The sequence below is a fragment of the Roseateles koreensis genome, assembly GCF_028595305.1.
GTDB classification, from domain to species: Bacteria; Pseudomonadota; Gammaproteobacteria; order Burkholderiales; family Burkholderiaceae_C; genus Paucibacter_A; species Paucibacter_A koreensis.
Genome location: NZ_JAQQXS010000010.1, coordinates 108,390 through 131,072, shown reverse-complemented (window position 1 = coordinate 131,072; position 22,683 = coordinate 108,390). Strand labels below are relative to the sequence as shown.

The window sequence follows — 22,683 nt, the reverse complement described above, 5'->3', positions numbered from 1 at the left end:
GCACAGATGCGCGCTCCCGTGCCCACTCCTGACGCTGGTCAGGTCACAGGATTTTTTGTTTGAAGCAGATCCCACTCGCCATCGGCCCTGAGCCGATGTTCACCTTTGACAACTTTTTGCCCGGCGCCAATACCGCAGCCTTGGCGGAGTTGCGGGCGCTCCGCCCGGGCGCTGCCTTTGCCGCCACCGTGCCGCCGATTTTTGTCTGGGGTGGTTCCGGCTGTGGCAAAACCCATTTGCTGAAGGCCCTGGCTGAAAGCTGGCAGTCGGCCGGGCTTCAAGTGGGGTGGTACGACGCCGAAACGCCCTTGCCTTGGGAGTTGCCCAGCCAGCCCAGCCTGCTGCTGCTGGACGATTGCGAACGCTTTGATGCCGGCCAGCAGCATGCCGCTTTTGCCTTGTTTGTGGAGGCTGCCACTCAGGGCTTGACCATCGTGGCCAGCGGCAACGCGCCGCCGGTGGACCTGAGCTTGCGTGAAGATTTGCGCACTCGCTTGGGCTGGGGGCCGACCTACGAGTTGCAGCCCTTGTCCGAACAAGACATGCGGGCCGCGTTGCGCCAGGAGGCGGAGCGCCGGGGCATTCATTTGTCCGATGACGTGATTGATTATCTGCTCACCCGTTTTGCACGCGATCTCAAGCACTTGATGCGCTTGCTGACCCGGCTGGACGAGTTTGCAATGTCTACCAAGAGAGCGGTTACCGTGCCGCTGTTGCGCCAGATGTTGGCCGATGAAGGATTGAATACTTGATGAATTTGACTCTGTTTGACCTCGACGGCACCTTGATCCCGACCGATTCAGACCATGCGTTCGGCAGCTTCATGATCGACATTGGCTGGGCCAACGGCGATGAGTGGCGGGCCCGCAACGACGAATTTTTTGCCCAATACCAGGCGGGTCAGCTGAATCTGGGTGCTTATGTCGAATTCGCCACCTCGGTCTGGCGCAATCGCCCCTTGCCCGAGGCCCATGCGGCCCGCCAGCGCTTCATGGACGAGGTGATGCAGCCTCAAATCCAGGAGGTGGCGCGGGCACTGGTGCAGCAGCATCAGCGGGCAGGCGACTTGGTGGCGATCGTCACGGCCACCAATGAATTCGTGACAACACCCATCGCCGCTGAGTTTGGCGTCGAGCATTTGATTGCCGTCCAGTTGCAGCGCGACGCGCAAGGCGCCTATACCGGCGCAGTGCAAGGGGTGCCGTCCTTCCAGGCGGGCAAGATCACGCGGGTGCGGGACTGGTTGGCCGGCTTGGGGCGACAATGGGAGGATTTCGAGCGCATCACGTTCTACAGCGACTCGACCAATGATCTGCCCTTGCTGGAGTTGGTCAGCCATCCGGTTGCCACCAATCCCACGCCAGCTTTGGCCGAGATCGCCTCGGCGCACGGCTGGACCACCTTGAAGTTGTTCCCATGATCAAAAAATTCTTAGACAAGCTGCTTGGCAAACCTTCGGTCGCGAAGGTGGCTGGCGCCGCCAAGGCGCACAAGGCACCTGCCGCAGCCAAAGCGGGTAAAACTTCGGGCAGTCCGTTGGGCAAACGATCGGAGGTTCAGGTCGGGGAACACCGCATTGATCCCAATCTACTGGATGAGCGTGCGGTGCGCGTGGTTCAGACGTTGAGCGACGCGGGTTATGAGGCCTACATTGTGGGCGGCGCGGTGCGGGACCTGTTGCTGGGCATGCGCCCCAAAGATTTTGACGTGGCCACCGATGCCACGCCGGAGCAGGTCAAGGGCTTGTTCCGCCGGGCCTTCATCATTGGCCGTCGCTTTCGCATTGTCCACGTGGTTTACGGGCGCGGGCGCGAGCATGAGGTGATTGAGGTTTCGACCTTTCGCGCCTTGCTGGTGAATGACGATGCCGATCAGGTGGCCGGTAACGAAAAGACCTCCAAAGAAGAGTTGGCCGGCAAAAGCCATGTGGTGGATGCCAGCGGTCGCGTCCTGCGCGACAACGTCTGGGGGCCGCAGATTGAAGATGCGGCGCGCCGCGATTTCACGGTCAACGCTCTGTATTACGACCCGCAGCGAGAACTGGTGGTCGACTATCACGGCGGCCTGGCTGACGCCAAGAAGCGCGTGCTGCGCATGATCGGCGACCCCGAGACCCGCTACAAGGAAGACCCGGTTCGCATCGTGCGCGCGGTACGCTTCGCCGCGAAGTTAGGGTTCGAGTTGGAGGCCAAGACCCGTGCGCCGATCAAGGCCTGCGCGCAGTTGTTGGCCAACGTGCCGGCCTCGCGCTTGTTCGACGAAATGATCAAGCTGTTGCAGACGGGGCACTCATTGGCCAGCCTGGCCGAGTTGCGCAAGCAGGGCTTGGCGCGCGGTGTGTTTCCCATTCTTGACGCGATGCTGAATGAGCGCGGCGAATTGCATGAAGGCGTGCGCGGCGACTTCGTGCGCATGGCGCTTGAAGATACCGACCTGAGGGTGTCCGAAGGCCGCGGCGTGTCTCCGAGCTTCATGCTGGCTTGCATGCTGTGGTTTGAGGTGCGTGAACGCTGGGCGCGCATTCGCGACAGCGGAGAGGGATCTGTGCCAGCCTTGGCGCAGGCGGTGGATGCGGTGTTTGATGCCCGCATTGGCGATATTTCCGGTCGTGGCAAGTTGGCGACGGACATGCGCGAAATCTGGATGATGCAGCCTCGTTTCGAGCGGCGCACCGGCAGCGGTGTCTACACGTTGATTGAGCAGCCTCGTTACCGTGCGGGGTTTGACTTCCTGCGTTTGCGGGCCGATGCGGGTGAAATCAGCCCCGTGCTGGCCGACTGGTGGGAAGACTTTGCACTGGGCAGCGACGACGACCGCGCCGCCTTGATCGACGAGGTGCGCGAGTCTGAAAAGTCGCAGCGCCGGGGTGGCAAGGTTCATCAACTGCCCCGCAAGCCGGCGGCTGAGGGCGCGATTGCGGCTACCGAGGATGATTCATTCGAACCGGAGTTCGACGCCGTTGCGGCGCCCGCCAAGAAGCGCCGCCGTCGCCGCAAGCCGGCGGGCAAGGGCGCTTCTGCCGGGGCATCGGCAGGACCTTCGGCCGGAGCGGGTTCCGCCGAGACGGTTGCCGCTGCTGATGGCGGTGGTGGGCGCAACGGCGCCGCGTCCTGAAATTGCGGGTGCGCTGAATTCGTGTCCAGGGGCGATGCAAACCCGCCGGTTCCAGCCTCAGTGGCTGCGGCTAAAGCTGCGGCTCAGGCAGGGGGGGGGAGTCACCTTGCCTATGTGGGCCTGGGGGCCAATCTCGGCGATTTGCCCCGCACCCTGGCGCTGGCCTTGCATGACCTGGCGGCGCTGCCGGCCACCCGCTTGCTGGCGGTTTCTGGCCGCTACCGCAGTGCACCGGTGGACGCCGGCGGGCCGGATTACCTCAATACAGTGGCTCGCCTGGAAACCGGCTTGGCCCCGCTGGACCTGCTGGATCGCTTGCAAAGCATCGAGCAGGCACATGGGCGGCTGCGCCCCTATGTCAACGCACCGCGTACCCTGGACCTGGACCTGCTGCTTTACGGCGACACGGTCATAACAACCGAGCGGCTGACCCTGCCGCATCCGCGCCTGCATCAACGCGCCTTTGTTTTACGGCCGTTGCTGGAGTTGCAGGAAAACCTGTTCGTGCCCGGCCTGGGGGCCTTGCGGGATCATCTCGCCGCGGTGCAGGATCAGCCCATCGAGCGGCTGCAAGACTGAGGCACCTCCCTGGGCGACAGCGCCTCGGTTTTGCGGCATTCTTGCCGACCGAGGGTGGCTGCGAATTCCCGGGTGTGCGCACTCCAACTACACTTCGCGCCTGCTGCAAATGTCGCAGCGATGAATTATTTATGAAATTTGTGCGAAGTTTCCCTGAATCCAGGGTCTTGGCTCGATTGGAGTTGGCGTGTCTTTCTTTTCAAAATTGCTGCCCCGCGAGGGAAATTTTTTCGAGCTCTTCAATGAGCACGCTGGGCAGATCAGCGAGGGCGCTCGTGCCTTCATGTTGATGATCCAGAACTACAACGACCCCGTGTTGCGGGAGCGTTACGCCGATGAGGTCAACAAGGCCGAACACCATGCCGACCGTGTGACCGCCGAGGTCAACCGCATGCTGCACCGGACCTTCATTACGCCACTGGACCGGGAGCAGATTCACGGCTTGATCAACAGCATGGACGACATTCTCGACCTGCTGCAAGACGCGACCGAAACCATGTCTTTGTACGATGTTCGCAGCATCCCCGAGGAAGTATTGCGACTGGGTGAGTTGAGTTCGCGTTGCTGTGAGCGAGTGCAACATGCCGTGTCTTTGCTGCCCAAGTTGCGTGAGGCTGAGGCTGGCGAAGCTGCCATTCGGGTCTGCGAGGAAATCGACCGCCTGGAGTCGGATGCCGACCGTGTCATGCGCGCCGCCATGTCACGCCTGTTCCGTGAACAGGAAGATGTGCGTGAACTGATCAAGCTCAAAACCATCTATGAACAGCTGGAATCCATTTCCGACCGCTGCGAAGACGTGGCCAACCTGATCGAGGGCATCGTCCTCGAAAACGCCTGAGTTTGAACGAGATGGATGCAGTTCAGGTTTCTTTCTGGGTGGTTGCCTTGTTGGTGGTGCTGGCGGTTCTGTTCGACTTCATGAATGGATTTCATGACGCCGCCAACTCCATCGCAACCGTGGTGTCCACCGGGGTTTTGAAGCCCCAGCAGGCGGTCATGTTTGCCGCTTTCTTCAATATCGTGGCGATCAGCATCTTCCATTTGCAGGTGGCCAAGACCATCGGCAAAGGCATTGTTGACCCTGGTGTGGTGGACCATCACGTCATTTTTGGCGCGTTGATTGGCGCGATCGCCTGGAACGTAATCACCTGGTGGTACGGCATTCCTTCCAGCTCCTCGCACGCTTTGATCGGCGGCATTTGCGGTTCGGTATTGGCCAAGGCCGGGTTTGGCGCGCTGCAGATGGGCGGCATCTTGAAGACGGTGGCCTTTATTTTCGTCTCGCCGTTGCTGGGTTTTTTGCTTGGCTCCTTGATGATGGTGATGGTGGCGTGGTTGTTCCGCCGCAGCTCGCCGGTTCGGGTGGATAACTGGTTCAGGCGCCTCCAATTGGTGTCTGCCGGGCTGTACAGCCTGGGCCATGGCGGCAATGACGCGCAGAAAACCATCGGCTTGATCTGGATGCTCTTGGTGGCTTCCGGTTTTTTGTCGGCTGAGGCTGTGGCGCCCCCGAACTGGGTGATTTTTGTGTGCTACGTCGCCATCGGCATGGGCACCATGTTTGGCGGCTGGCGCATTGTGCGCACGATGGGTCAGAAGATCACCAAGCTCAAGCCGGTTGGCGGGTTTTGCGCAGAAACCGGCGGGGCGATCACGCTGTTCCTGGCCACCTCGCTGGGCATTCCGGTTTCGACCACGCACACCATCACGGGTGCCATCGTGGGGGTCGGCTCGGTTCAGCGGGCGTCTTCCGTGCGCTGGGGTGTGGCGGGCAACATCATCTGGGCCTGGATCTTCACCATTCCTGCGGCGGCGTTGGTGGCTGGCATTTTCTACTGGCTGGGGTTCATGCTGTTCTGATTGGCGCGCTTGTTAAACGTTCAATGAACAAAAAAAAGGCAGCTGGATCCAGTTGCCCTTTTTCATTCCGCGGCCTGAAGGGTGTGGAGTTTACTGGCTGATGGCCTGAGCGGCCTCGACCTGGGACTCAAAGTAGCGTTGGGCGCTGAAGGCAATCGTGCTCATCAGGCAGGTGCCGCCGATCAGCAAGCACAACACCACGCCGATGATGACGGCCCAGCCGCTGGCGGGCGACTTGTTGCCGCCGTTGTGCTGAACGTCCCATTTTTCGTCAGCGGTCAGCCCGTAGATGATGCCGCTGGCCATGGCGATGACCAGCATCACGCCCAAAATTGGCATCAAGAACCAGGCCAACCGGTCATCCTGCCCCAACTCGCCCATGCGACGCACGCCGTAGAGCCCCACCAGCGTGGGCCATGGAAACAGCCATGCCAGGCGGTCAGAGCTGCCGTAAAGGTAAAAGCGGTGCATGCCCACGCTGCCGAGCAAGAGTGCCGCCCAAGTGGCGACGGTTTTGGATTTGAGCGGTGCGTGGGCCGGGGATGCAGATGCGGGTTGCCTGCTCATGCCTGCCCCTCCAGGTTTTCCGGGTTGCCGGCGTTGCCCAGGCCCAGTTGGCGCTGCATCATCACTACGTCGAGCCAGCGGCCGAACTTCCAGCCCGCGTCGCTCAAGACGCACTTGTGCTCGAAGCCTAGTGCCTTGTGCAAGCCCATTGAGCCCAGATTCGCGGAGTCGCCAATCACGGCCAGCATTTGTCGTGCGCCGGCTTGCTCGCACCGGGCGATCAGTTCCGCCAACAGCAGGCGGCCCACACCTTTGCCTTGTGCTTGGGGGGCAAGATAGATGGAGTCTTCCACGCAGAAACGGTAGGCCAGGCGAGGGCGAAAGTAGTTGGCGTAGGCATAACCCATGACTTCACCGGCTTGCTCCGCGATGAGCCAAGGCAGCTGGCGACCCAGCACCTCGGTCCGGCGTCGCGCCATTTCAGCGATATCCGGCACTTCGGTCTCGAAAGTACCGGTTCCTTCTTGTACCGCAATGGCGTAAATGGCCTGAATGGCGGGCATATCGGCTTCCGTGCTAGGCCGAATGAGGGTGCTGTTGAGGATTATTGGGTTTTCTGTTGGCATATTTGTCGTGATCCGCTCAGCCGAGTTTATAATGCTGGGTTTTGGCGCTGGTCGGTTGGGCGGAAGGGTTCTTGTGAATTCTTCGGTTTTTCCGGCGTATCTACAGGGCCAAGCAGGGTGCTTGGGTTTGAACAGTCGACGCGGGTCGCAGTTCGTGTGCCGTCTCATGAATTCCATGGGACTTCAGCACGGCATTGTCCGCCACATTGATCAGGCCAAGCGCCACATTCCGATCTACTCGCCCTGAGTGTCTCCTGGTGCGGTGGACAACAAAATTCATCTTAGGAAACATCATGGTTGTTATTCGTCTGGCCCGCGGCGGCTCCAAAAAGCGTCCCTTTTACAACATCGTCGTGGCCAACAGCCAACAGCGCCGTGACGGTCGCTTCATCGAAAAAGTCGGTTTCTACAACCCCGTGGCTTCCGGCGCTGCTGAATCGCTGCGCGTTGCCGTTGACCGTGTGAACTATTGGGTTGGCGTTGGCGCCCAGTTGTCGCCCACGGTTGACCGCCTGGTTGTTCAGGCCAAGAAGGCTGTCGTCGCTGCCTGAGTGACTCGGCCATGACACGTATTCCCGCTGATTCCCGCGTGACGCCAAGCGCTGCTGAAGATCTCGCTTGGCCCGAAGACGCGATTGAGGTCGGGAATATCGTGGATGGCTGGGGTGTCAAGGGCTGGTTCAAGGTGCAAGCCTACGCCAGCGACCCCCAGGCGCTGTTCTCGTCCCGCCGTTGGTTTTTGCGGTGGCCCGAGGGTGGCGTTGCCTCCGCGGCGGGTGCGAAAGCGCTGCCGCGGGTGCTGAAAATTCTCTCGATTCGCGAGCATGGCGAAGGCCTCGTGGCCAACGCACAAGATATCGCGGATCGCAACGGGTCTGAAGGCTTGCGCGGCGCGCGCATCTTCATTTCCCGTTCGGCTTTTCCGGCCGCTGACCCCGATGAATACTATTGGGTAGACCTGATCGGCCTGTCCGTCGTCAACCGCCAAGGTGAGACCCTGGGGCAGGTCGAGGGCTTGATCGATGCAGGTCCGCACAGCGTGCTGCGCATCATCCCGCCGGGCCTGACCGCGCCCGTTAAGCCGGATCAAGAGCGCCTGGTGCCTTTTGTTTCGGCCTTTGTGGATGACGTTGACCTCGATCAGCGCGTCATCACCGTGGACTGGGGCCTGGACTTCTAAAGTCCGTTGAGCCGCCAGCGCACCATGCGCTTCGACATCATCACCTTGTTTCCCGACCTGTTCGGGCCACATCTCAGCCAAGGCGTTACCCGCCGGGCTTTTGAGAGCGGCCAGGTCGAAACCCAGCTGTGGCAGTTGCGGGACTTTGCCGACGACAACTATCGCCGTGTGGACGATCGACCCTATGGCGGCGGCCCCGGTATGGTGATGCTGGTTGAGCCTCTCGAGCGCGCGTTGGCGGCCGTCAAAACGCAGCGCCAAGTGGTTGGGGCTGATCAGGCTGCGGCGGGGGGTGTTCCTGCTGTGATCCACTTCAGCCCGACCGGGCGACGCATTGATCAAGCCTTGCTGCAAGAGTTGGCGCAAGGGGCGGGCGGTGTCTTGTTGTGCGGGCGCTACGAGGGCATGGACCAGCGTTTTCTGGATCGCCACGTCACGCTGGAGTTGAGCCTGGGTGACTTTGTGTTGTCGGGCGGTGAATTGCCCGCACTGGCTTTGCTGGACGGCATCGCCCGCTTGCAGGACGGTGTGCTGCACACGGCCGAAAGCCACCAGCAGGACAGTTTCTCTGACGGCTTGCTTGATTGTCCGCATTTCAGCCGGCCCGAAGTGTTGACCGGCCTGCCTGGGCAAACGCAAGACTTGCCGGTGCCGGCGGTGCTGTTGTCTGGGCATCACGCGCACATCGCCCGCTGGCGCCGTGAGCGTTCGCTGGAAATTACTTGGCAGCGACGGCCTGAGTTGATCGCGGCTGCACGGGCGGCGGGGCTTTTGAGCAAGGCCGACGAACGCTTTCTCGGTGAACTGGCCCAAAAAGCCCAAACTGACTAGGCAAGTGTTGCAAGGCGCGCTATACTGGCGGGCTGTCCGATCCTCTGGCGGGTCAAATTGACTTGGTTTGGCTTGGGAGTTTTTGCGAATTTCGCGAACTTGCAAGCCTGTACAAGTTGGTTTTTTGGGCTTTGGCTGTCAATGTCGACGGTTCCAAGGCGCTGGCGCCGCCACGATCATTAGGAGAACCCTGTGGATTTGATCCAAACCCTTGAGCAAGAAGAAATTGCTCGTCTGAACAAGACATACCCGACTTTCGCTCCTGGTGACACCGTCATCGTGAGCGTGAACGTTGTTGAAGGCACACGCAAGCGCGTTCAGGCTTTCGAAGGCGTCGTGATTGCCAAGCGCAATCGCGGTCTGAACTCCGGCTTCATCGTTCGCAAAATTTCGAACGGCGAAGGCGTTGAGCGTACGTTCCAGCTGTACAGCCCTTTGATCGCTTCGATCGAAGTCAAGCGCCGCGGTGACGTCCGTCGCGCCAAGCTGTACTACCTGCGCGAGCGTTCGGGCAAGTCGGCTCGTATCAAGGAAAAATTGGGCTGAATCGCGGATCTTTGATCCCGTTTCAAACCCTGCAAAAGACCGCCGGATGCGCAAGCTCCCGGCGGTTTTTTCTTGGGTTTATGGCTCGTTTGTCTGCCATCATGAATTTCTATGTCCCGGCTCCCGATCCTGAACCCTAAAGTCGTCCCCGTCTTGAGTCGGGACAGCCATTTACCCCCTGTAGCGCCCGCGTTAATGCAGGCCGATGCGGTGCGCGCGCGGTTTGCCGCACCGCCGGAGTGGGCGCCTGAATTCCAGGGCGACGGCCCGGTGCCTGGATTTGAGGGCCGCCAAGCCGCCTCCGCGGCGGTCTTGGTGCCTTTGGTGATGCGGCCCCAGGGTCTGCAACTGTTGCTGACCCGACGTACCGAACATCTGCGCTCCCACGCGGGTCAGATCAGTTTTCCCGGCGGGCGGATCGAGCCTGAGGATGCGGGTGTCGAGGCGGCCGCCTTGCGTGAAACCCAGGAAGAAATTGGGTTGGACCGCGCGGCCATCGAAGTGATTGGGCGCCTGCCGCTCTACACCACCGTTACTTCATTTCAAGTGACGCCGGTCGTGGCCCTGGTTCAGCCGGAGTTCACGCTGACGCTTGATGCCTTCGAGGTGGCCGAGGCCTTTGAGGTGCCGCTGTCGTTTTTGATGACACCCGCTCACCATCAACGCCATCGCATGGTGTTTGAGGGCGGCGAGCGATTTTTCTACTCGATGCCGTGGACGCAAGAAGACTCGCAGGGGGCGTTGCGTGAGTACTTCATTTGGGGTGCCACAGCGGCGATCTTGCGCAACTTCTATCGCTTCCTTTCGGCGTAGGGCGAAGTGCCCGCTATCATCTCCGGCCATGAACTTCTTCGCGGTCCTTCTGGCCTTGCTGTGTGAGCAGCTGAAACCCCTTCGCCATGGCAATGGCATCCATCAAGGCGTGATTGCTTGGGTCCGCTGGACCGGGCGCAACTTCGACGCAGGCCGGGAAAACCACTCCAAAGTGGTGTGGGTCATCACCGTGCTGGGGCCCGCGCTGCTGACCGCGCTGGTATATCTCGCGGTGCGACACTTCAGCCTGCTGCTGGCCTTGGTGATCGACGTGGCGGTGTTGTACCTGACCTTGGGCTTTCGCCAATTCAGCCACTACTTCACAGACATCCGTGATGCCTTGGAGCGAGGCGACGACCTGGAGGCCCGCCGGCTTTTGTCTGAATGGCGTCACTTGGATGCGAGCGAGTTGCCGCGCACAGAATTGGTCCGGCACGCCATTGAGCATTCGCTGTTGGCGGCGCATCGCCATGTGTTTGGGGTGTTCTTCTGGTTCATCTTGCTGTCGACCCTGGGTTTGGGGCCGGCGGGCGCGGTCTTGTACCGCATGGCTGAATTTGCTGGGCGCTATTGGGCCTTCAAGAGCCGCACCCTGGATGCGCCCACCAATCAGCGCTTGATGGAGTTGTCACGCCGATTGTTCGGCCTGATCGACTATATGCCGGCCCGCCTGACGGCAACCGGGTTCACCATCGTGGGCAATTTCGAGGAGGCGGTGAACGGCTGGCGGCGCGACGCTCGCCTGTGGTTGCACCCCAATGAAGGCATCATCTTGGCTTCTGCCGCTGGCGCTTTGGGGCTGCAACTGGGTGGCGTGGCGGCACCAGGTGTGACACCCGACCGCAGCAAGACCTTTTCATCAGGGGTGGACGCCGATGCCACCGGTGCGGACGGCTCCACACCCGGTCAACCCCCTCAGCTGGGGCACTTGCAGAGCGTGGTGGGCCTGATTTGGCGCTCGGTGGTGCTCTGGATGCTGTTGCTGGCCTTGCTGACGCTGGCCAATTTGCTGGGTTGACGGATATTTGCCCCGGAGTCGCTTGAAAAACCCTTTATAAAGCTTGGGATTGACTTGCGGCAGGTGCACAATGTCGAACATAGCTCTGTCAGCGTGACACTGGCCTGCCTAGCGCCTAAAGTTTGCTGTGAACTGGTCGAAAACTGGGCGAGCGCCATCAATTTCCGCCAGATGTCGTTGTCGACATCTTTGTCAGGTGGGCGGCACTCGCAAAGTCTTCCTCGTGGAGGTTTGCCATGATTGCTTCGATTTCCAATGTGACTGACTCAGTGGCGGCTTCGTCTGTGCGCCCTGCAGTTGACGAGTCTATTCGCAGACGAGACACCGCGCCCGCCACCGCACCGTCGGCAGAGGGCAATAATTCGGCCGTGGTTGAAATTTCGAGCGAAGGCGCAAGGCGCGCCGCCCAAGCCATCAAGGCCCAGAGCGCCGGGGCGACGGCGACAGATTCTTCCGATGCCGCTTCTGCTTCGGCCGCATCGTCGGGCCAAGCCATCCAGGTGTCTGCCGCAACCGCATCGGCCGCTTCGGCAACAACGGCCACCAACAACACGTCCAGCACGGGCGGCAGCAAACAGTACCAAGACGCTGACACCAACCATGACGGCGTGGTCAGTGTGCTTGAAGCCCGGGCCTACGACTTCAAGCACCCCAGTATTCCGGCGCCCGATTTTGGCGGCGCGCCTGCAAAAGGCCGTTCAGCCAATGCCGAGGTGAAGGTGTATGAGGCGTTGGCGCGAGCAGGCCAAAGTCATGCAAACAACGTAAACAGCGCCAATAGCACCAAAAACGGCGTACATCAGGGCGCGAACCCGAACACTGCGGTGACCAGTGGGGCTTCCAGCGCCTGAAACCGTCAATACGGTCATCATGCCGTTCGCATAAACAAGGCCCGCAGCAGCGGGCCTTTGTTTTGAACTATCGGGTGCTGAGCATTCAGCCGCCGATTTGAATCCCGGCGATGGCCCACTCGCGGCTTTCATCCAGGGGGCGTACCAAGTGCCAGATTTCATCAAAGTTTTCGGCGGCTGCTTCACTTTGCTCGCGGATCAAACCCCAGAAACGCACGCTGACGATCTGCTGGCCATTTTCTTGGGCGCGATCCACCACCTTGGCATCCAGTTGCAGCACATCGGTGCGCTGGGCTGCGCCTTTGCGGTCCAGCAACTCTTGTTGCACGACACCGAACATTTCCGGCGTCGTGAAACGGCGCAAGTCGGCTTGGTCGCCCGCGTCATTGGCCGCTTGCAGGCGGATGAAGACGCGCTTGGCCAATTGCTCGAACCCGGCGGCGTCAAACCCATCTGAAGCAGCGGGTGCCGATGCGATGGCCGCACCCGCCACGGTGGGTGCTTGGGTGGATGCAGCTGCCTGTACAGCGGGTGCCGGCGAAGCGGTAGCGGTTTGAGGCGGCGTTGCGGTGTTGAACGTCGCGCCCGTGCCCATGCTTGTACCCGAACCTGCGCCCGCATATTGCAAGCCTGCATCCTGTGCCTTGGATGCTGCAAAACGGCGCATGACAAAACCGAAGACCACAAAGGCCAAGCCTGCCAGCAGCAGCATCGTCATGCCATTGGCCAGGGCCCCGCCCATGCCGAAATGACTGGCCAGTGCGGCAATGCCCAATCCAGCGGCCAAACCAGCCAAGGGGCCGGCCCAACTGCGCTTGGGCGCGGCGGCGGGTGCAGGCGGCGGCGTGGCGGGGGCAGCTTGCTGGGGGGCGGGCGCTGCTTGTTGCGCAGGCGTGGCTTTGCTGGCGTCATGACTTTGCGTGGGCGTGGCCCGCTTCATGCCGGACGAGGCGCCACCGCCCAAGCGCTTGGCCTGGGCGTCGAACGATGCGACGCTGAGCGCGCAAACCGCGATGAGGGCAGACACAAGAACACGTTTCACAGATTCTCCTCTATGGCCTTTTAGGCCTGGTTTCTCGCCCCCGAAAGGGCCTTTCGCGGATGTTCAAAGAACTCGCCGCTGCAGTGAGATGGGGGCTTGCCCTGGTTTTTCAAGCCAGCAGGGTGCGCAAATCGCCCATGCATGAGTGTTTGAATACTGACGTTCAGTCGCTCCGCACATCCATCAGGGGCTCGATGCCGAAATTCTCGCGTTGAAGTACGCGCAGGACACGGGCGGCCGCTTCTGCCGGGCTGGTCAATTGGCCTGTCGCCTTGAAATCGGCAAACACCGCCACGTCCGGGAATTTCGCGGGATCACCGCTGCGCAGCTGCAATTGCATGTCAGTGTCGATGATGCCGGGCGCCAGGGACACGATACGCGCGCCGCCTTGGGGTTTGGCGGCTTCATCGAGCGCCATGGCGCGAGACAGGTTGTCCATCCCCGCCTTGGCCGCGCAATAGGCCGCCGAGCCTGCCATGGCGCGGCGCCCCAGGCCGGAGGAAATATTCAAGATGCGCCGAGCACCGCCTAGCGCCGCAGTGCCGCGCAAAAACGCACTGCTGAGCAGCAGGCAGGCCTCCAGGCCGACGCGCAAGGCACTAGACAACTCTTCCAGCGATACTTCGTCCACGGGCCCCGGCGTGGCCACGACGCCGGCGTTGTTGATCAGCGTGGCGTGGCTGAATTGACCCGGCGCCTGAACTTGTAGCCAAGCCAGCAGGCGTTGGGCCGTGGGCAACGGGTCTGCCAAGTCGCAGGTCCATTGTTCAAGCGCACTGCCGGTTGCGGCAGCGGCCTCTGTCAAGGCCGCGCTGTGCTTGCGTGAGATGCCGATCACCAAATGTTCGGGGGCCAGCAACTGCGCGGCAATGGCTTCGCCCATGCCACGGGAGGCGCCGGTGATGATGTACAGCGCGTGAGGTTTCATGGGGATTCCTTCGGCAACGAGCCAGGGTAGTTGGAGAAGTATCCAGGCTTTAAAAGTCTGGCGCACATTCAAATCGAAGGTCCATCTCGGCCAGGGTCAGTTGCCAGGCATGCAAACGCATGGATTCTTGCGTTGACGTCCCATACAGGCCGTCCCCCACAATGGGATGCCCCAGGGTGGCCATATGCACGCGCAGTTGATGCGTGCGGCCGGTGACGGGCTCCAACTCGACCCGTGTGGTTTCGTTGTTAGTTGACAGCACCCGGTAGCGGGTGATTGAGGGCTTGCCGGTTTCAAAGTCAATTTTCTGGCGAGGGCGATTGGGCCAATCTGCAATCAGTGGCAGGTCAATTTCTTGCCAGTCGGCGAGGTTTGACGCGGCGAGCCGCCCGGCCACCAGCGCTATATAGCGTTTGTGAACCTTGCGGGCCTCGAAGCTCATACTCAAGCGGCGCTGCATGGCCGGGCCTCGGGCCATCAACAGCAGCCCCGAGGTTGCCATGTCCAGCCGGTGGACGATCAAGGCCTCGGGGTAGTGCAGCTGCACACGGTGGATGGCGCAATCTTGCTTGTCCTCGCCACGACCCGGTACCGACAGCAAGCCGCTTGGCTTGTTGATCACGAGCAAATCGTCGTTGATGAAAACGGGGGCGAACGAGGGCATGCGTGGCGATGCCGTTCAGAACCGATCGACCCAACCGGATTGCAAGGCCGACTGCGGGTTGGAGCCCGCCGCACGCACCGCCGTCAACGCCTGTTCACGCGACTGCCCGAGGCTCTTGAGTACGCACGCTGCAACCGTGCCGGTACGCCCAATACCTGCCGCGCAATGCAGCAAGATCCGCTCACCCAGGCGCAGGCTGTGCGCAATTTGCTCGACGCCGCGCGTAAAAGCGGCAGGGTCGGCGCCAAGGCCGAAATCCCGCATCGGCAAATGCTGCCAACGAAAGGGCAAACGTCCCTCGGCAATCGCCTTGTGGTACTGCGGCGAGAGTTGCGCCACCTCTTCCAAGGGATTCATGCACACCACCAGATGCAGCTGATGCAACCTGGCTTCATCGAGAAAAGCACCCCATGACTCCAGGCGCCCGGGCATGGAGTGAAGGTACAGGCGGCCAGCTGATGCCGGTGGTACCGACGGCGCCGGCGCAGGCGCAGGCGCATCATGGATCAGCGTGAGGGGGAGGGGGCGAAAAGGCATGGTTGTGAGGTGGGGCTATACCTTGTTTGGACGTCGAAACCGATTGTGCCTGCGTTGAATTGACAAGCAGTTTGAAGACTCTGCGCCGGTCTGCGGCACAAGGAGCCTTTGATCACTGTGTCGATGAGGTCCGGTCAGTGTCTTGACTCACGGCAGGGGCCGATGGACACGCCAGCAAGTCGTTGCGCCTCAGCCAACGCCGAAAAAGCCATGTGCCAGCGAGCACGAGGCACAGCCCCAGCACCACCAAGCCCCAGACCAGTGGTCCGGGGTGGGCCAGAGCCGCAGTGATGCGGTCCAGAAAAAAGGCCATCACCAGGGTGGAGGGCGACATGCCGATGGCGGTGCCCAAAAGCATGTCGCGCAAGCGGATGTGGGTGGCGCCGGCCACCATATTCACCACCGCAAAGGGTGCGATTGGCATCAGCCGCAGACCGATCACGGCCAGCAGGCCGCGCCGGCCCAAGGTGTCGCTGAGCTGATTGACACGCGGCCCGCCGAGCCGGCGCAAGGCCTCATGCCCTAGCAGCCGCCCGATGCCGTGGCTGATCGTGGCACCCGCCAAGGCGCCCGCCAGCGCGTACAAGCAGCCGGGCAGCGGCCCCATGGCGGCGATCACCAGCAGGGTGAGCAGGCTCAGTGGCACGGCCAGGGTCAGAGCCAGCGCAAATGCGGCAATCAACACCAAGGGCCCGGCGCTGGCGCCAAAGGCTTGCAGCTGCGCCAGCAACTGAGCGGGCTGCAGCGCATGCAGGGCGTTGCGGAGCGGCCCGCCGGACCAGGCCAAGGCCAGCAGCAGTAATACGGCTATACACAAGACCAGGGCGATCAGGCGGCGCTTCAGGTGGCTGTTGCGCCCATCGGGTTCATGCTCGGGGACCATTGCCGGGCATTATCGCGGCACGCTGGGCTGGGGTTGCTGAGTGGACGCTGGTGTTTGCACCATGAAGGCGGGTGCCGTGCTGTCTTGTGCAGGCCACGGCGTCGATTCGGTTTCATCGGCGTGGCTGTGCAGAAATGCGCGTAGTTCATCCGCGAGACGGCCCACGTGCTGGGCCTCGAAAATTGATCCATGCAGGCCGCTTACTTCACGCGTTAGCAGTGTCTTGGGCATGGCGCGTTGCCAGGGTTTGAAGAGCAGGCGATTCCAACTGGCCAAGCCGGTGGACTTGATGAGCAGGACTGGTCCTTCAAAGCGGGGGCAGTGATAGCCGCGCAGGGCCAGCACCTGGCTGATCAGGCCGGGGTCGCTGAACATGGCGCCCAGCCGCCGGCCATTCATGCTGAGTTCTTGCACATGCAGCTTTTGAACCAGCCAGCCCAAGGTGCGCCAGGAGGCGGCTCCGCCGAACATCGCATCCGGGTGAATGGTGTCTAGCAAAATGAGGCCGCGCACGGGATGGCCTCTCCGCTTGAGCTCCAGCGCCGTTTCAATCGCGGTGACCCCCCCCACTGAAAATCCGGCCAACCAGCCGGGCGCGTTGTTCTGGGCCAGGATGCTGTCGGCGTAGAGCGTGGCAAATTCCTGCATGGTGCCGGGGGCAGGGTCCAGTGGCGCTTGCAGCATGTAGAGGCTGGCATCGCTTTTCAGGGCGTGGGCGAGGTTTTGCAGGCGCATCACATCGCCGTGTCCCGATGAGGCCAGATAGAGCGGTACGGCGCCCGGGTGCTCACTCATGACTCGAATGATGCCGGGGCGTGCCAAGGGGCGTGCGAGCGCGAGTGCCAGTTGGGCGATGGTCGGGTTTTCGGAGATCAGTTGCAAGGGCAGGCGCCGCCCCAGCCGTTGCTCCATGGCGTCCAAAATGCTCAGCGCTGCCAGCGAATCGCCGCCCAGGTCGAAGAAGTTGTCATGCACGCCGATGGAGACGGCCTCAGTTGCTTCGTCCCCCAGCAGATTGCTGATTGGCTGGCCTGCGGCTGGCTTGAGGGCCAATTGCCATTGTTCCAGCAAGGCTTGTTCCAAGGCATTGGCGGCCTGGGTCACCGCCGCATCGGGTTTGGTGTTGTTGGCTTGAGGGCGTGGCAGGCCAGCGTGATCGATCTTGCCATTCGCGGTCAGGGGCAATTCGGGCATCAAGGTGTAGCTGGTGGGCCGCATGTAATCGGGCAAACGGGCACGCAGGCCGGCCTGGATATCGGAGAGACCCAGCGGCGCTTCAGCGGCAACCCAGGCGTGCAACAGGCTCTTGCCGTCAATCTCCACTATCTGCACCACGGCTTGTTTGAGGCCTGGTATGGCCAGGCAGGCCGCCTCCACATCGCCCAGCTCGATGCGGTAGCCGCGCAGCTTGACTTGCCGGTCGCGGCGCCCGGTGAAGTGCAGTTGCCCCAGTGGATCAAGCCAGCCCCTGTCACCGCTGCGATAGATGCGTTGCCCCTGAACAAAAGGGTCGGGCAAGTAGGCTTGTGCGTTCAAGTCAGGGCGTCCCAGATAGCCCCTTGCGATGGCTTTGCCACCGATATAAATATCGCCCGTCACCCCGAACGGCTGAGGTTGCATGGCGAGGTCGAGCACATAGATTCGGGTGTCGTCGATGGGGCGGCCGATGGGCAGTTCTAAGGGGAGTTCATTGGGTAGACCGACAGGCAGTTCGGCCAGACCGTCGTTCTGCAATTCTTCAGCCATATTGCCTAGCGCTAGAGGCGCACACGGCCAGGCGGTGGCGAAGATGGCGGTTTCTGTCGGGCCGTAGACGTTGTAGAGCTGCACGCCGGTTTCAGTCACAAAGCGTTGGGCCAGTTCGGGGGGGAGCACCTCGCCGCCACAGCAGGCGACGCGGAGCTTCAGCGTATCGGTCTTGTTGCGCCAACCCGCAAGCAGGCCGGGCAGGGTGGTGGGTACGAAGGCACTGAAGGTCGCGCCATGCTTGAGAATGAACTCGGCCAAGCGTTGCGGCAACAGGCGACCCGCCGGTGGCAGCGCAATGCTGGCACCCTGGGTGAGCGGCAACAGCAATTCGATCAGAGAAGGGTCAAACCCGAGTTGAGTGCCCTGCGCTGAACGGTCGGCGGCACTGATGCCCCAGGCGCGCGACAGCCAAGCCAGGCGGCGGGACAAGGTGTCGTGATCGATCATCACCCCCTTGGGCCGCCCCGTGGAGCCAGAGGTGAACAGCACGTAGGCCAAGTCCTCCGGCCGGGCCTTGGCCCAGGTCCACAAAGATTCGGAGTGCACGGCGTCGAGTGCACCGGGCTCCAGCGTATTTTTCAGCGCATTGTTGGATGCAGGCTCGCCGGGCCGGGTGTCGCCCACCTTGGGCACCCGCAGGCAGCGGCTGTGCAAGTCGGGCAAGCCTGCGGGCATGGATGAATCCACCAGGAGCGCCACCGCTTCACTGTCAAACAAAATGCCTGCCAGCCGCGCATGGGGCAGCAGCGGGTCCAGCGGCAGAAAGGCGGCGCCTGCACGGTTGATGGCCAGCAAGGCCACCACCATTTCAGGTGAACGCTCCAAGGCCAGCGCCACCACCTTGTTGCGTGTGGCCCCCAGCTGCCGCAATTGACCGGCCAGGGTTTCAACGCGCCGGGCCAGCGCGGAGTAGCTCATCTGGACCGTGTGTGCGCCTTCGTCCCAGATCAGGGCGCAGGCTTCGGGCCGCAGCGCCGCCTGGTGTTCAAACAGGTCGATATAGGGTTGCGGCGTGTCCAGCTGGGCAAGGTTCTGGTGCAAGCCCTCAAGCAAGGCCCAGCGCTCTTCGGGCGGCACCACTTCAAACTGCTGAAGCGTGTCGCGTGGTTCTTGCACGAGGGCTTGCGCCAAGTGCCAGATGCGGCGCCCCAGCATGGCGGACTCGGCTGCGCTGAAACAGTCGCTGCTGGCTTCCAGCACCATTTCCGCGTGCGCGGCATTGTCAAATTCGCACACCGTCACCGCCAGTGGGTAGCGGGCGCAGCCAGAGAACAGCTGGCGCGAGTCCTGCAAATGGGCCGCGCCGAAATGCAGGTCGTAGTCTTGCCGCTCGAACGAGAGCAGCACGTCCACCAGGTTGTCGCGCCCCTCGCGCATCAGCTGCAAACGGTGGCACAAGTCGCTCAAGGGGTAGCGCGGGTGGCGCAGTGCACCTTGCATCTGTTGACTGACTTGGGCGAGCAACTCGGCTGCGGTGGCTTGGGGAAACACCTCGATCTTGATTGCCAGAATGCCGACGAACATGCCGGGTGTCTGGCGGTATTTGCGCCCCGAACGGTTCAGGCTGGGCACGCCGATCAACACCGACTGACGCTCTTGAACCCGTGAAAAATACAAAGCCAGCGCCGCCAGAAAGCAAGTGAACGGCGTAGCGCCCAAGATCAATGCTGCCCGTGTGAGTGCGGCGTAGTCAGCGTGGGCCAGCCCTTGATTGATGACGTGCGCGGGCGGCAGCGCTTTAGGGCGCTCGGGGCCCTCGGCCGCCGGGCCGTCCTGGTTGCGAGACCTGCGCGTTGAAATCAGGGGTTTGGGCAGCGCGCCGAGATGCTGGAGCCAATACGCAGCGTCGCGTTCGAACAAGGCTGAGCTTTGGTATTGGCGTGACTCGTCAATGAAGCTCGTATAGCTGATGATGGGCGAATTGACGCCGGCTGCGGATTCGGCCGGCGCTTGCGTGCCGCCACTGAGCGTGGGGGGGGGCAGCAAACGATGCAACTCTGGGTCCGTGTCAGAGCCAAGGTCAGAACAAAAGTCTGAGGTCGGCGCATCGGCCAAGCCTTGGTACAACTCCGACCAGGCGCGCATGATCTGAGTCGTGCCCCAGCCGTCCATCACCAGGTGGTGAAACTGAATGGTCAGGCCGTGCAGATCGTCGCTGGCCCGCAGCAGTGCAAAACGCCAGGGCGGTTGACCGTTCAGCACAAAGGGTTCTTTGATTCGGGCGTCCCACCACCGGCGCATGGCCGCTTTGGCGTCAGCCTCGCTCAAGGCTTGGGGGCCGAGATTGAGGTTGACGACTTCAAGTCGAGGCTCGAAGTAGGGCAGCAGGTGCTGGGTACCGTCGGCCAGGGGGGCTAGTCGCAGCGCGTCGTGCTGGGCGACCAGCAAGCGCAAGGCGTGCTGAAAGCGTGGGAGGTCCAGTCGCCCGAGCAAGAAGGCGCCACCACCAATGTTCAGGTGTGTGCTTCCCGGCCACGCGCGTTGATCCAGCCACACCTCGCGCTGGCTGAGCGACAAGGGCAGATGGTGCTGATCTGGGTTCAATGTGCTGGTTTGAAATGATCCCATCGACTGATTTTTTCCATGGCGTAGCGGTAGCCGACCTCGGCAATATCGGCGCCTTTGGCGTAGGCCATCAGCGAAAAATCTGCCACGGGCGGCTCCAGATAGTGGTCCGCCTGCGAGATGGTGCGAAAGCGCTGATTCAGCCCGCCCACATGGCCCGCGCTGTACAAAATGTCGGCAATGCTGGGTGAGGCGGGTGCCTTGTCAGAAAAAAAGCGGCGCAGCGTGCTCATCACCGTCAGGCGTTGCAGGCCGGGGTCGGCGCTGAGGTTTTCGCGCACATCAACGTCGATGGCGATGATGTGGCCGTTGCCTCGCCGCCGCTCGAGTGGGGTGCCCAAGCGCATGCGCATGGCCTGTACCGGCACGTTTTCAAGAATCGCACCGTCCACCAGCAACTCTCCGTCCAGCAACACCGGGGGGAACAAGCCCGCCGGCGAATTGCTGGCCAACACCGCACGCCACAGCGGGCCGCGGTCTTGCACGGTGGTATTGCCCTGGGTCAGATTGCAGGCTGCGGCGAAATAGGGGCGCCACAAGCCTTCAATCAGCCGTTCACCAAACATGCGTTTGAGGTCGCGCTCCACGCGACGCCCCCCGACGATGGAAATCAGCGGCAAGGTGGGCCGTTCACCGCCCGCCGCGAACTTTTGGGTGTTCTGCAGGATTTGATCCAGGCTCATGTCGCAGGCGACCTGCGCGCCAATCAACGCGCCCATGCTGTTGCCGCCGATCAGGTCCACAGGAATGTGGCATTCGGCCAAGGCCCGCAGCACGCCCAGATGCGCGAAGCCACGGGCGCCACCGCCGCCCAGCACCACGCCAACGGCGGTGCCGGTCAGAAAGCGCGCGACACGTTCTGCGTCATCGCGTCGACCGCGCCGGATGGGGTAGATGCGCTCTAACTCACGCGCCTGCATCCACGGTTCGGGCAAGACGGGTTCGGCCGCCTGCTCGGGGTGCATCAACACCAGATGATGCCGTTTAAGGGCGTAGGCAGGCTCGCGCATGAGCGCCCGCTCCAGGGCGCTGAGCCCCGGCGCGTCGGTGGACGCGGCCACATACACCAACTGGTCGGCCTGGCGCAATGAAAAACGGCGCCATTCATTGTCCGCGTCACTGCGTGTATTGCCGTCAACATGCTGCGTTACTTGCTCGGTGCCATCGGGCGCCCGAGTTTCGTAGAGGATGAAATCGTAGGCATCCTCCAGATGGCTCAAGTCGTGATGGCCCAACATCTCGCCGTTGAGGTGGGTGTGCCGGCCGTCGGGGCTGCGGTTCAAGTGCGCGGTGCGGCCCATGCGCGCTAGCGCGAGGCTCAGGTCTTGCGCCAATTCACTGCAATCACAGCCCATGTGCAGCGGCAGCAGGGCGTAGGTTTGCGCCATGCGCTGGTCGGTACCAACATCGGTGGCGTTGCGCATGCGGTCGTAGACCGCCTTCAGAAAAACTTGGCTGAGTTCGAGCGGAAATTGCCGGAGCAGGTCTTCATAGGCGCGCCGACTCAATGAAGCAAGGCGTGAATCGCGCAGGGCGGTCACCGTCTGCGCGCGGGCTTGTTTGAGAATCATGCCCAGTTCACCGACGCTTTGGCCGGGCTGAACTTGGTTGTAGAGCAGCAACTGACCGTTTCGGTCACGGCGGGAGACCCGCAGGCCGCCGCTGATGACGAAGACGATGCTGTCGGATTCATCGCCCTCGCGGAGGATTTCTTCTCCCCCATGCGCCCAGCGCTCTTCCATCACCCTGGCAAGGGCCTGAAGAATTTCTTCCGTCAGGGCGCCAAATACTGCGCTGGCACGCAGCACCTCGACGACGCGAACGCCAAAACTCAGCGAATGCTCCATGTGCCGAGTCTAGATGCGCCGGCGTCGGATGCAGTCCGTCAAATAGTGAGCAAAAGCAAGCCAATCATGGCTTGCTGGCATTGCCTGGCCGTGGCATTCAAGGCCACAGGAGTGCCGCGATCAGTCGTGCAGCAAGGCTGTGCGAACGGCTTCCATGCTGTCTCCCAGCTTGGACTGCGCAAATGCCTTGCACTGCTCCAGCGTGGAGTTGTGCTGCACGCCAAAGGCGGTGGCCGTTTTAGCTGGCTTGAGGGTCAAGACTTTGCCGGCACGGGGCAGCATCTCGGTCTGGGCGGTGACGATGCAGTTTTTGTCTGCGTCAAAGCCGCCTTCCACCGCCGTGGCGAAGCCCCACTTCTTGGCAGGAAAGAACTTGTAGAACTTGATCGACCCCTTGCTGTCCCAGAGGGCTTGTGCGCTAGCTTGGTTCATCAAAAGATTGGTCGAATGGTCGACCACGAGGTAGACCGGCTCGGCGGCAAATGCCTGCGCGGCGCTGGTCAGAAGCAAGGCAGCGAACAGTCGGGAAACTTGCATATTGGA

The 22,683-nt window shown here is 61.9% G+C and carries 23 protein-coding genes; 13 read left to right on the top strand and 10 right to left on the bottom strand.

Translation table 11 applies throughout. The features are described from left to right. Positions 1-59 precede the first annotated feature (59 nt). The 6 genes from hda to PRZ01_RS12590 all read left to right on the top strand — a co-directional run bounded on the left by hda (position 60) and on the right by PRZ01_RS12590 (position 5,553). Positions 60-752, top strand: a complete 693-nt coding sequence (hda, locus tag PRZ01_RS12615; protein ID WP_273597148.1) for a DnaA regulatory inactivator Hda — start codon at positions 60-62, stop codon at positions 750-752. After that, positions 752-1,420: a histidinol-phosphatase gene (locus tag PRZ01_RS12610; protein WP_273597147.1), complete on the top strand. Its 669-nt coding sequence runs from the start codon at positions 752-754 to the stop codon at positions 1,418-1,420. Before hda ends, PRZ01_RS12610 begins: the two co-directional genes overlap by 1 nt. After that, positions 1,417-3,114, top strand: coding sequence for a polynucleotide adenylyltransferase PcnB (gene pcnB / locus PRZ01_RS12605; RefSeq protein WP_273597146.1), 1,698 nt, complete (start codon positions 1,417-1,419; stop codon positions 3,112-3,114). Before PRZ01_RS12610 ends, pcnB begins: the two co-directional genes overlap by 4 nt. A 60-nt stretch (positions 3,115-3,174) precedes the next feature. After that, positions 3,175-3,693 (top strand): 2-amino-4-hydroxy-6-hydroxymethyldihydropteridine diphosphokinase, encoded by a 519-nt coding sequence (gene folK / locus PRZ01_RS12600; RefSeq protein ID WP_273597145.1) that lies wholly within the window; start codon positions 3,175-3,177, stop codon positions 3,691-3,693. A 187-nt stretch (positions 3,694-3,880) separates the two neighbouring features. Beyond that, positions 3,881-4,531 carry a DUF47 domain-containing protein gene (locus PRZ01_RS12595; RefSeq protein WP_273597144.1) on the top strand — a complete coding sequence of 217 codons (651 nt, stop codon included), beginning with the start codon at positions 3,881-3,883 and terminating at the stop codon, positions 4,529-4,531. A gap of 11 nt (positions 4,532-4,542) precedes the next feature. Then, positions 4,543-5,553, top strand: a complete 1,011-nt coding sequence (locus tag PRZ01_RS12590; protein WP_273597143.1) for an inorganic phosphate transporter — start codon at positions 4,543-4,545, stop codon at positions 5,551-5,553. Between the two features lie 90 nt (positions 5,554-5,643). On the opposite strand, the gene PRZ01_RS12585 is transcribed toward PRZ01_RS12590, so the two are convergent. Beyond that, the gene (locus PRZ01_RS12585) at positions 5,644-6,120 is read right to left on the bottom strand and encodes a TM2 domain-containing protein (RefSeq protein WP_273597142.1); all 477 of its coding nucleotides are present in this window, start codon (positions 6,118-6,120) and stop codon (positions 5,644-5,646) included. Further along, positions 6,117-6,686, bottom strand: coding sequence for a GNAT family N-acetyltransferase (locus tag PRZ01_RS12580; RefSeq protein ID WP_273597141.1), 570 nt, complete (start codon positions 6,684-6,686; stop codon positions 6,117-6,119). Before PRZ01_RS12580 ends, PRZ01_RS12585 begins: the two co-directional genes overlap by 4 nt. Before the next feature lie 293 nt (positions 6,687-6,979). On the opposite strand from PRZ01_RS12580, the gene rpsP reads away from it, so the two are divergent. From rpsP to PRZ01_RS12545, 7 genes are all read left to right on the top strand, one after another. Further along, positions 6,980-7,237: a 30S ribosomal protein S16 gene (gene rpsP / locus PRZ01_RS12575; RefSeq protein ID WP_273597140.1), complete on the top strand. Its 258-nt coding sequence runs from the start codon at positions 6,980-6,982 to the stop codon at positions 7,235-7,237. 11 nt (positions 7,238-7,248) lie between these two features. After that, complete coding sequence (gene rimM / locus PRZ01_RS12570) at positions 7,249-7,866, top strand: ribosome maturation factor RimM (protein ID WP_273597139.1); 618 nt, start codon at positions 7,249-7,251, stop codon at positions 7,864-7,866. A gap of 24 nt (positions 7,867-7,890) precedes the next feature. Further along, positions 7,891-8,697: a tRNA (guanosine(37)-N1)-methyltransferase TrmD gene (gene trmD / locus PRZ01_RS12565; RefSeq protein WP_273597200.1), complete on the top strand. Its 807-nt coding sequence runs from the start codon at positions 7,891-7,893 to the stop codon at positions 8,695-8,697. 192 nt (positions 8,698-8,889) lie between these two features. Next, a complete protein-coding gene (rplS, locus tag PRZ01_RS12560) occupies positions 8,890-9,243 on the top strand; it encodes a 50S ribosomal protein L19 (protein ID WP_273597138.1) in 354 nt (117 codons plus the stop codon). A gap of 111 nt (positions 9,244-9,354) precedes the next feature. Next, positions 9,355-10,056, top strand: a complete 702-nt coding sequence (locus PRZ01_RS12555; protein WP_273597137.1) for a CoA pyrophosphatase — start codon at positions 9,355-9,357, stop codon at positions 10,054-10,056. Positions 10,057-10,084: 28 nt separating this feature from the next. Next, positions 10,085-11,074, top strand: coding sequence for a CobD/CbiB family protein (locus PRZ01_RS12550; RefSeq protein WP_273597136.1), 990 nt, complete (start codon positions 10,085-10,087; stop codon positions 11,072-11,074). Positions 11,075-11,310: 236 nt separating this feature from the next. Then, a complete protein-coding gene (locus PRZ01_RS12545; RefSeq protein WP_273597135.1) occupies positions 11,311-11,925 on the top strand; it encodes a hypothetical protein in 615 nt (204 codons plus the stop codon). Positions 11,926-12,010: 85 nt separating this feature from the next. On the opposite strand, the gene PRZ01_RS19265 is transcribed toward PRZ01_RS12545, so the two are convergent. The 8 genes from PRZ01_RS19265 to PRZ01_RS12505 all read right to left on the bottom strand — a co-directional run bounded on the left by PRZ01_RS19265 (position 12,011) and on the right by PRZ01_RS12505 (position 22,677). Beyond that, positions 12,011-12,967, bottom strand: a complete 957-nt coding sequence (locus PRZ01_RS19265; protein WP_273597134.1) for a Tim44 domain-containing protein — start codon at positions 12,965-12,967, stop codon at positions 12,011-12,013. A 163-nt stretch (positions 12,968-13,130) separates the two neighbouring features. Next, positions 13,131-13,895 (bottom strand): SDR family NAD(P)-dependent oxidoreductase, encoded by a 765-nt coding sequence (locus PRZ01_RS12535; protein ID WP_273597133.1) that lies wholly within the window; start codon positions 13,893-13,895, stop codon positions 13,131-13,133. A 49-nt stretch (positions 13,896-13,944) separates the two neighbouring features. After that, complete coding sequence (locus PRZ01_RS12530; RefSeq protein WP_273597132.1) at positions 13,945-14,559, bottom strand: RluA family pseudouridine synthase; 615 nt, start codon at positions 14,557-14,559, stop codon at positions 13,945-13,947. Between the two features lie 15 nt (positions 14,560-14,574). Further along, positions 14,575-15,096 (bottom strand): protein-tyrosine phosphatase family protein, encoded by a 522-nt coding sequence (locus tag PRZ01_RS12525; RefSeq protein WP_273597131.1) that lies wholly within the window; start codon positions 15,094-15,096, stop codon positions 14,575-14,577. Between the two features lie 112 nt (positions 15,097-15,208). Continuing rightward, entirely contained in the window at positions 15,209-15,979 is a 771-nt protein-coding gene (locus PRZ01_RS12520; RefSeq protein ID WP_273597130.1) for a TVP38/TMEM64 family protein, read from the bottom strand. Between the two features lie 9 nt (positions 15,980-15,988). Further along, positions 15,989-20,296 (bottom strand): non-ribosomal peptide synthetase, encoded by a 4,308-nt coding sequence (locus tag PRZ01_RS12515; RefSeq protein WP_273597129.1) that lies wholly within the window; start codon positions 20,294-20,296, stop codon positions 15,989-15,991. Further along, positions 20,269-22,140, bottom strand: a complete 1,872-nt coding sequence (locus tag PRZ01_RS12510; RefSeq protein ID WP_273597128.1) for a cyclic nucleotide-binding and patatin-like phospholipase domain-containing protein — start codon at positions 22,138-22,140, stop codon at positions 20,269-20,271. The genes PRZ01_RS12515 and PRZ01_RS12510 overlap by 28 nt, the downstream gene beginning before the upstream one ends. A 120-nt stretch (positions 22,141-22,260) precedes the next feature. After that, positions 22,261-22,677 (bottom strand): hypothetical protein, encoded by a 417-nt coding sequence (locus PRZ01_RS12505; RefSeq protein ID WP_273597127.1) that lies wholly within the window; start codon positions 22,675-22,677, stop codon positions 22,261-22,263. Positions 22,678-22,683: the final 6 nt, after the last annotated feature.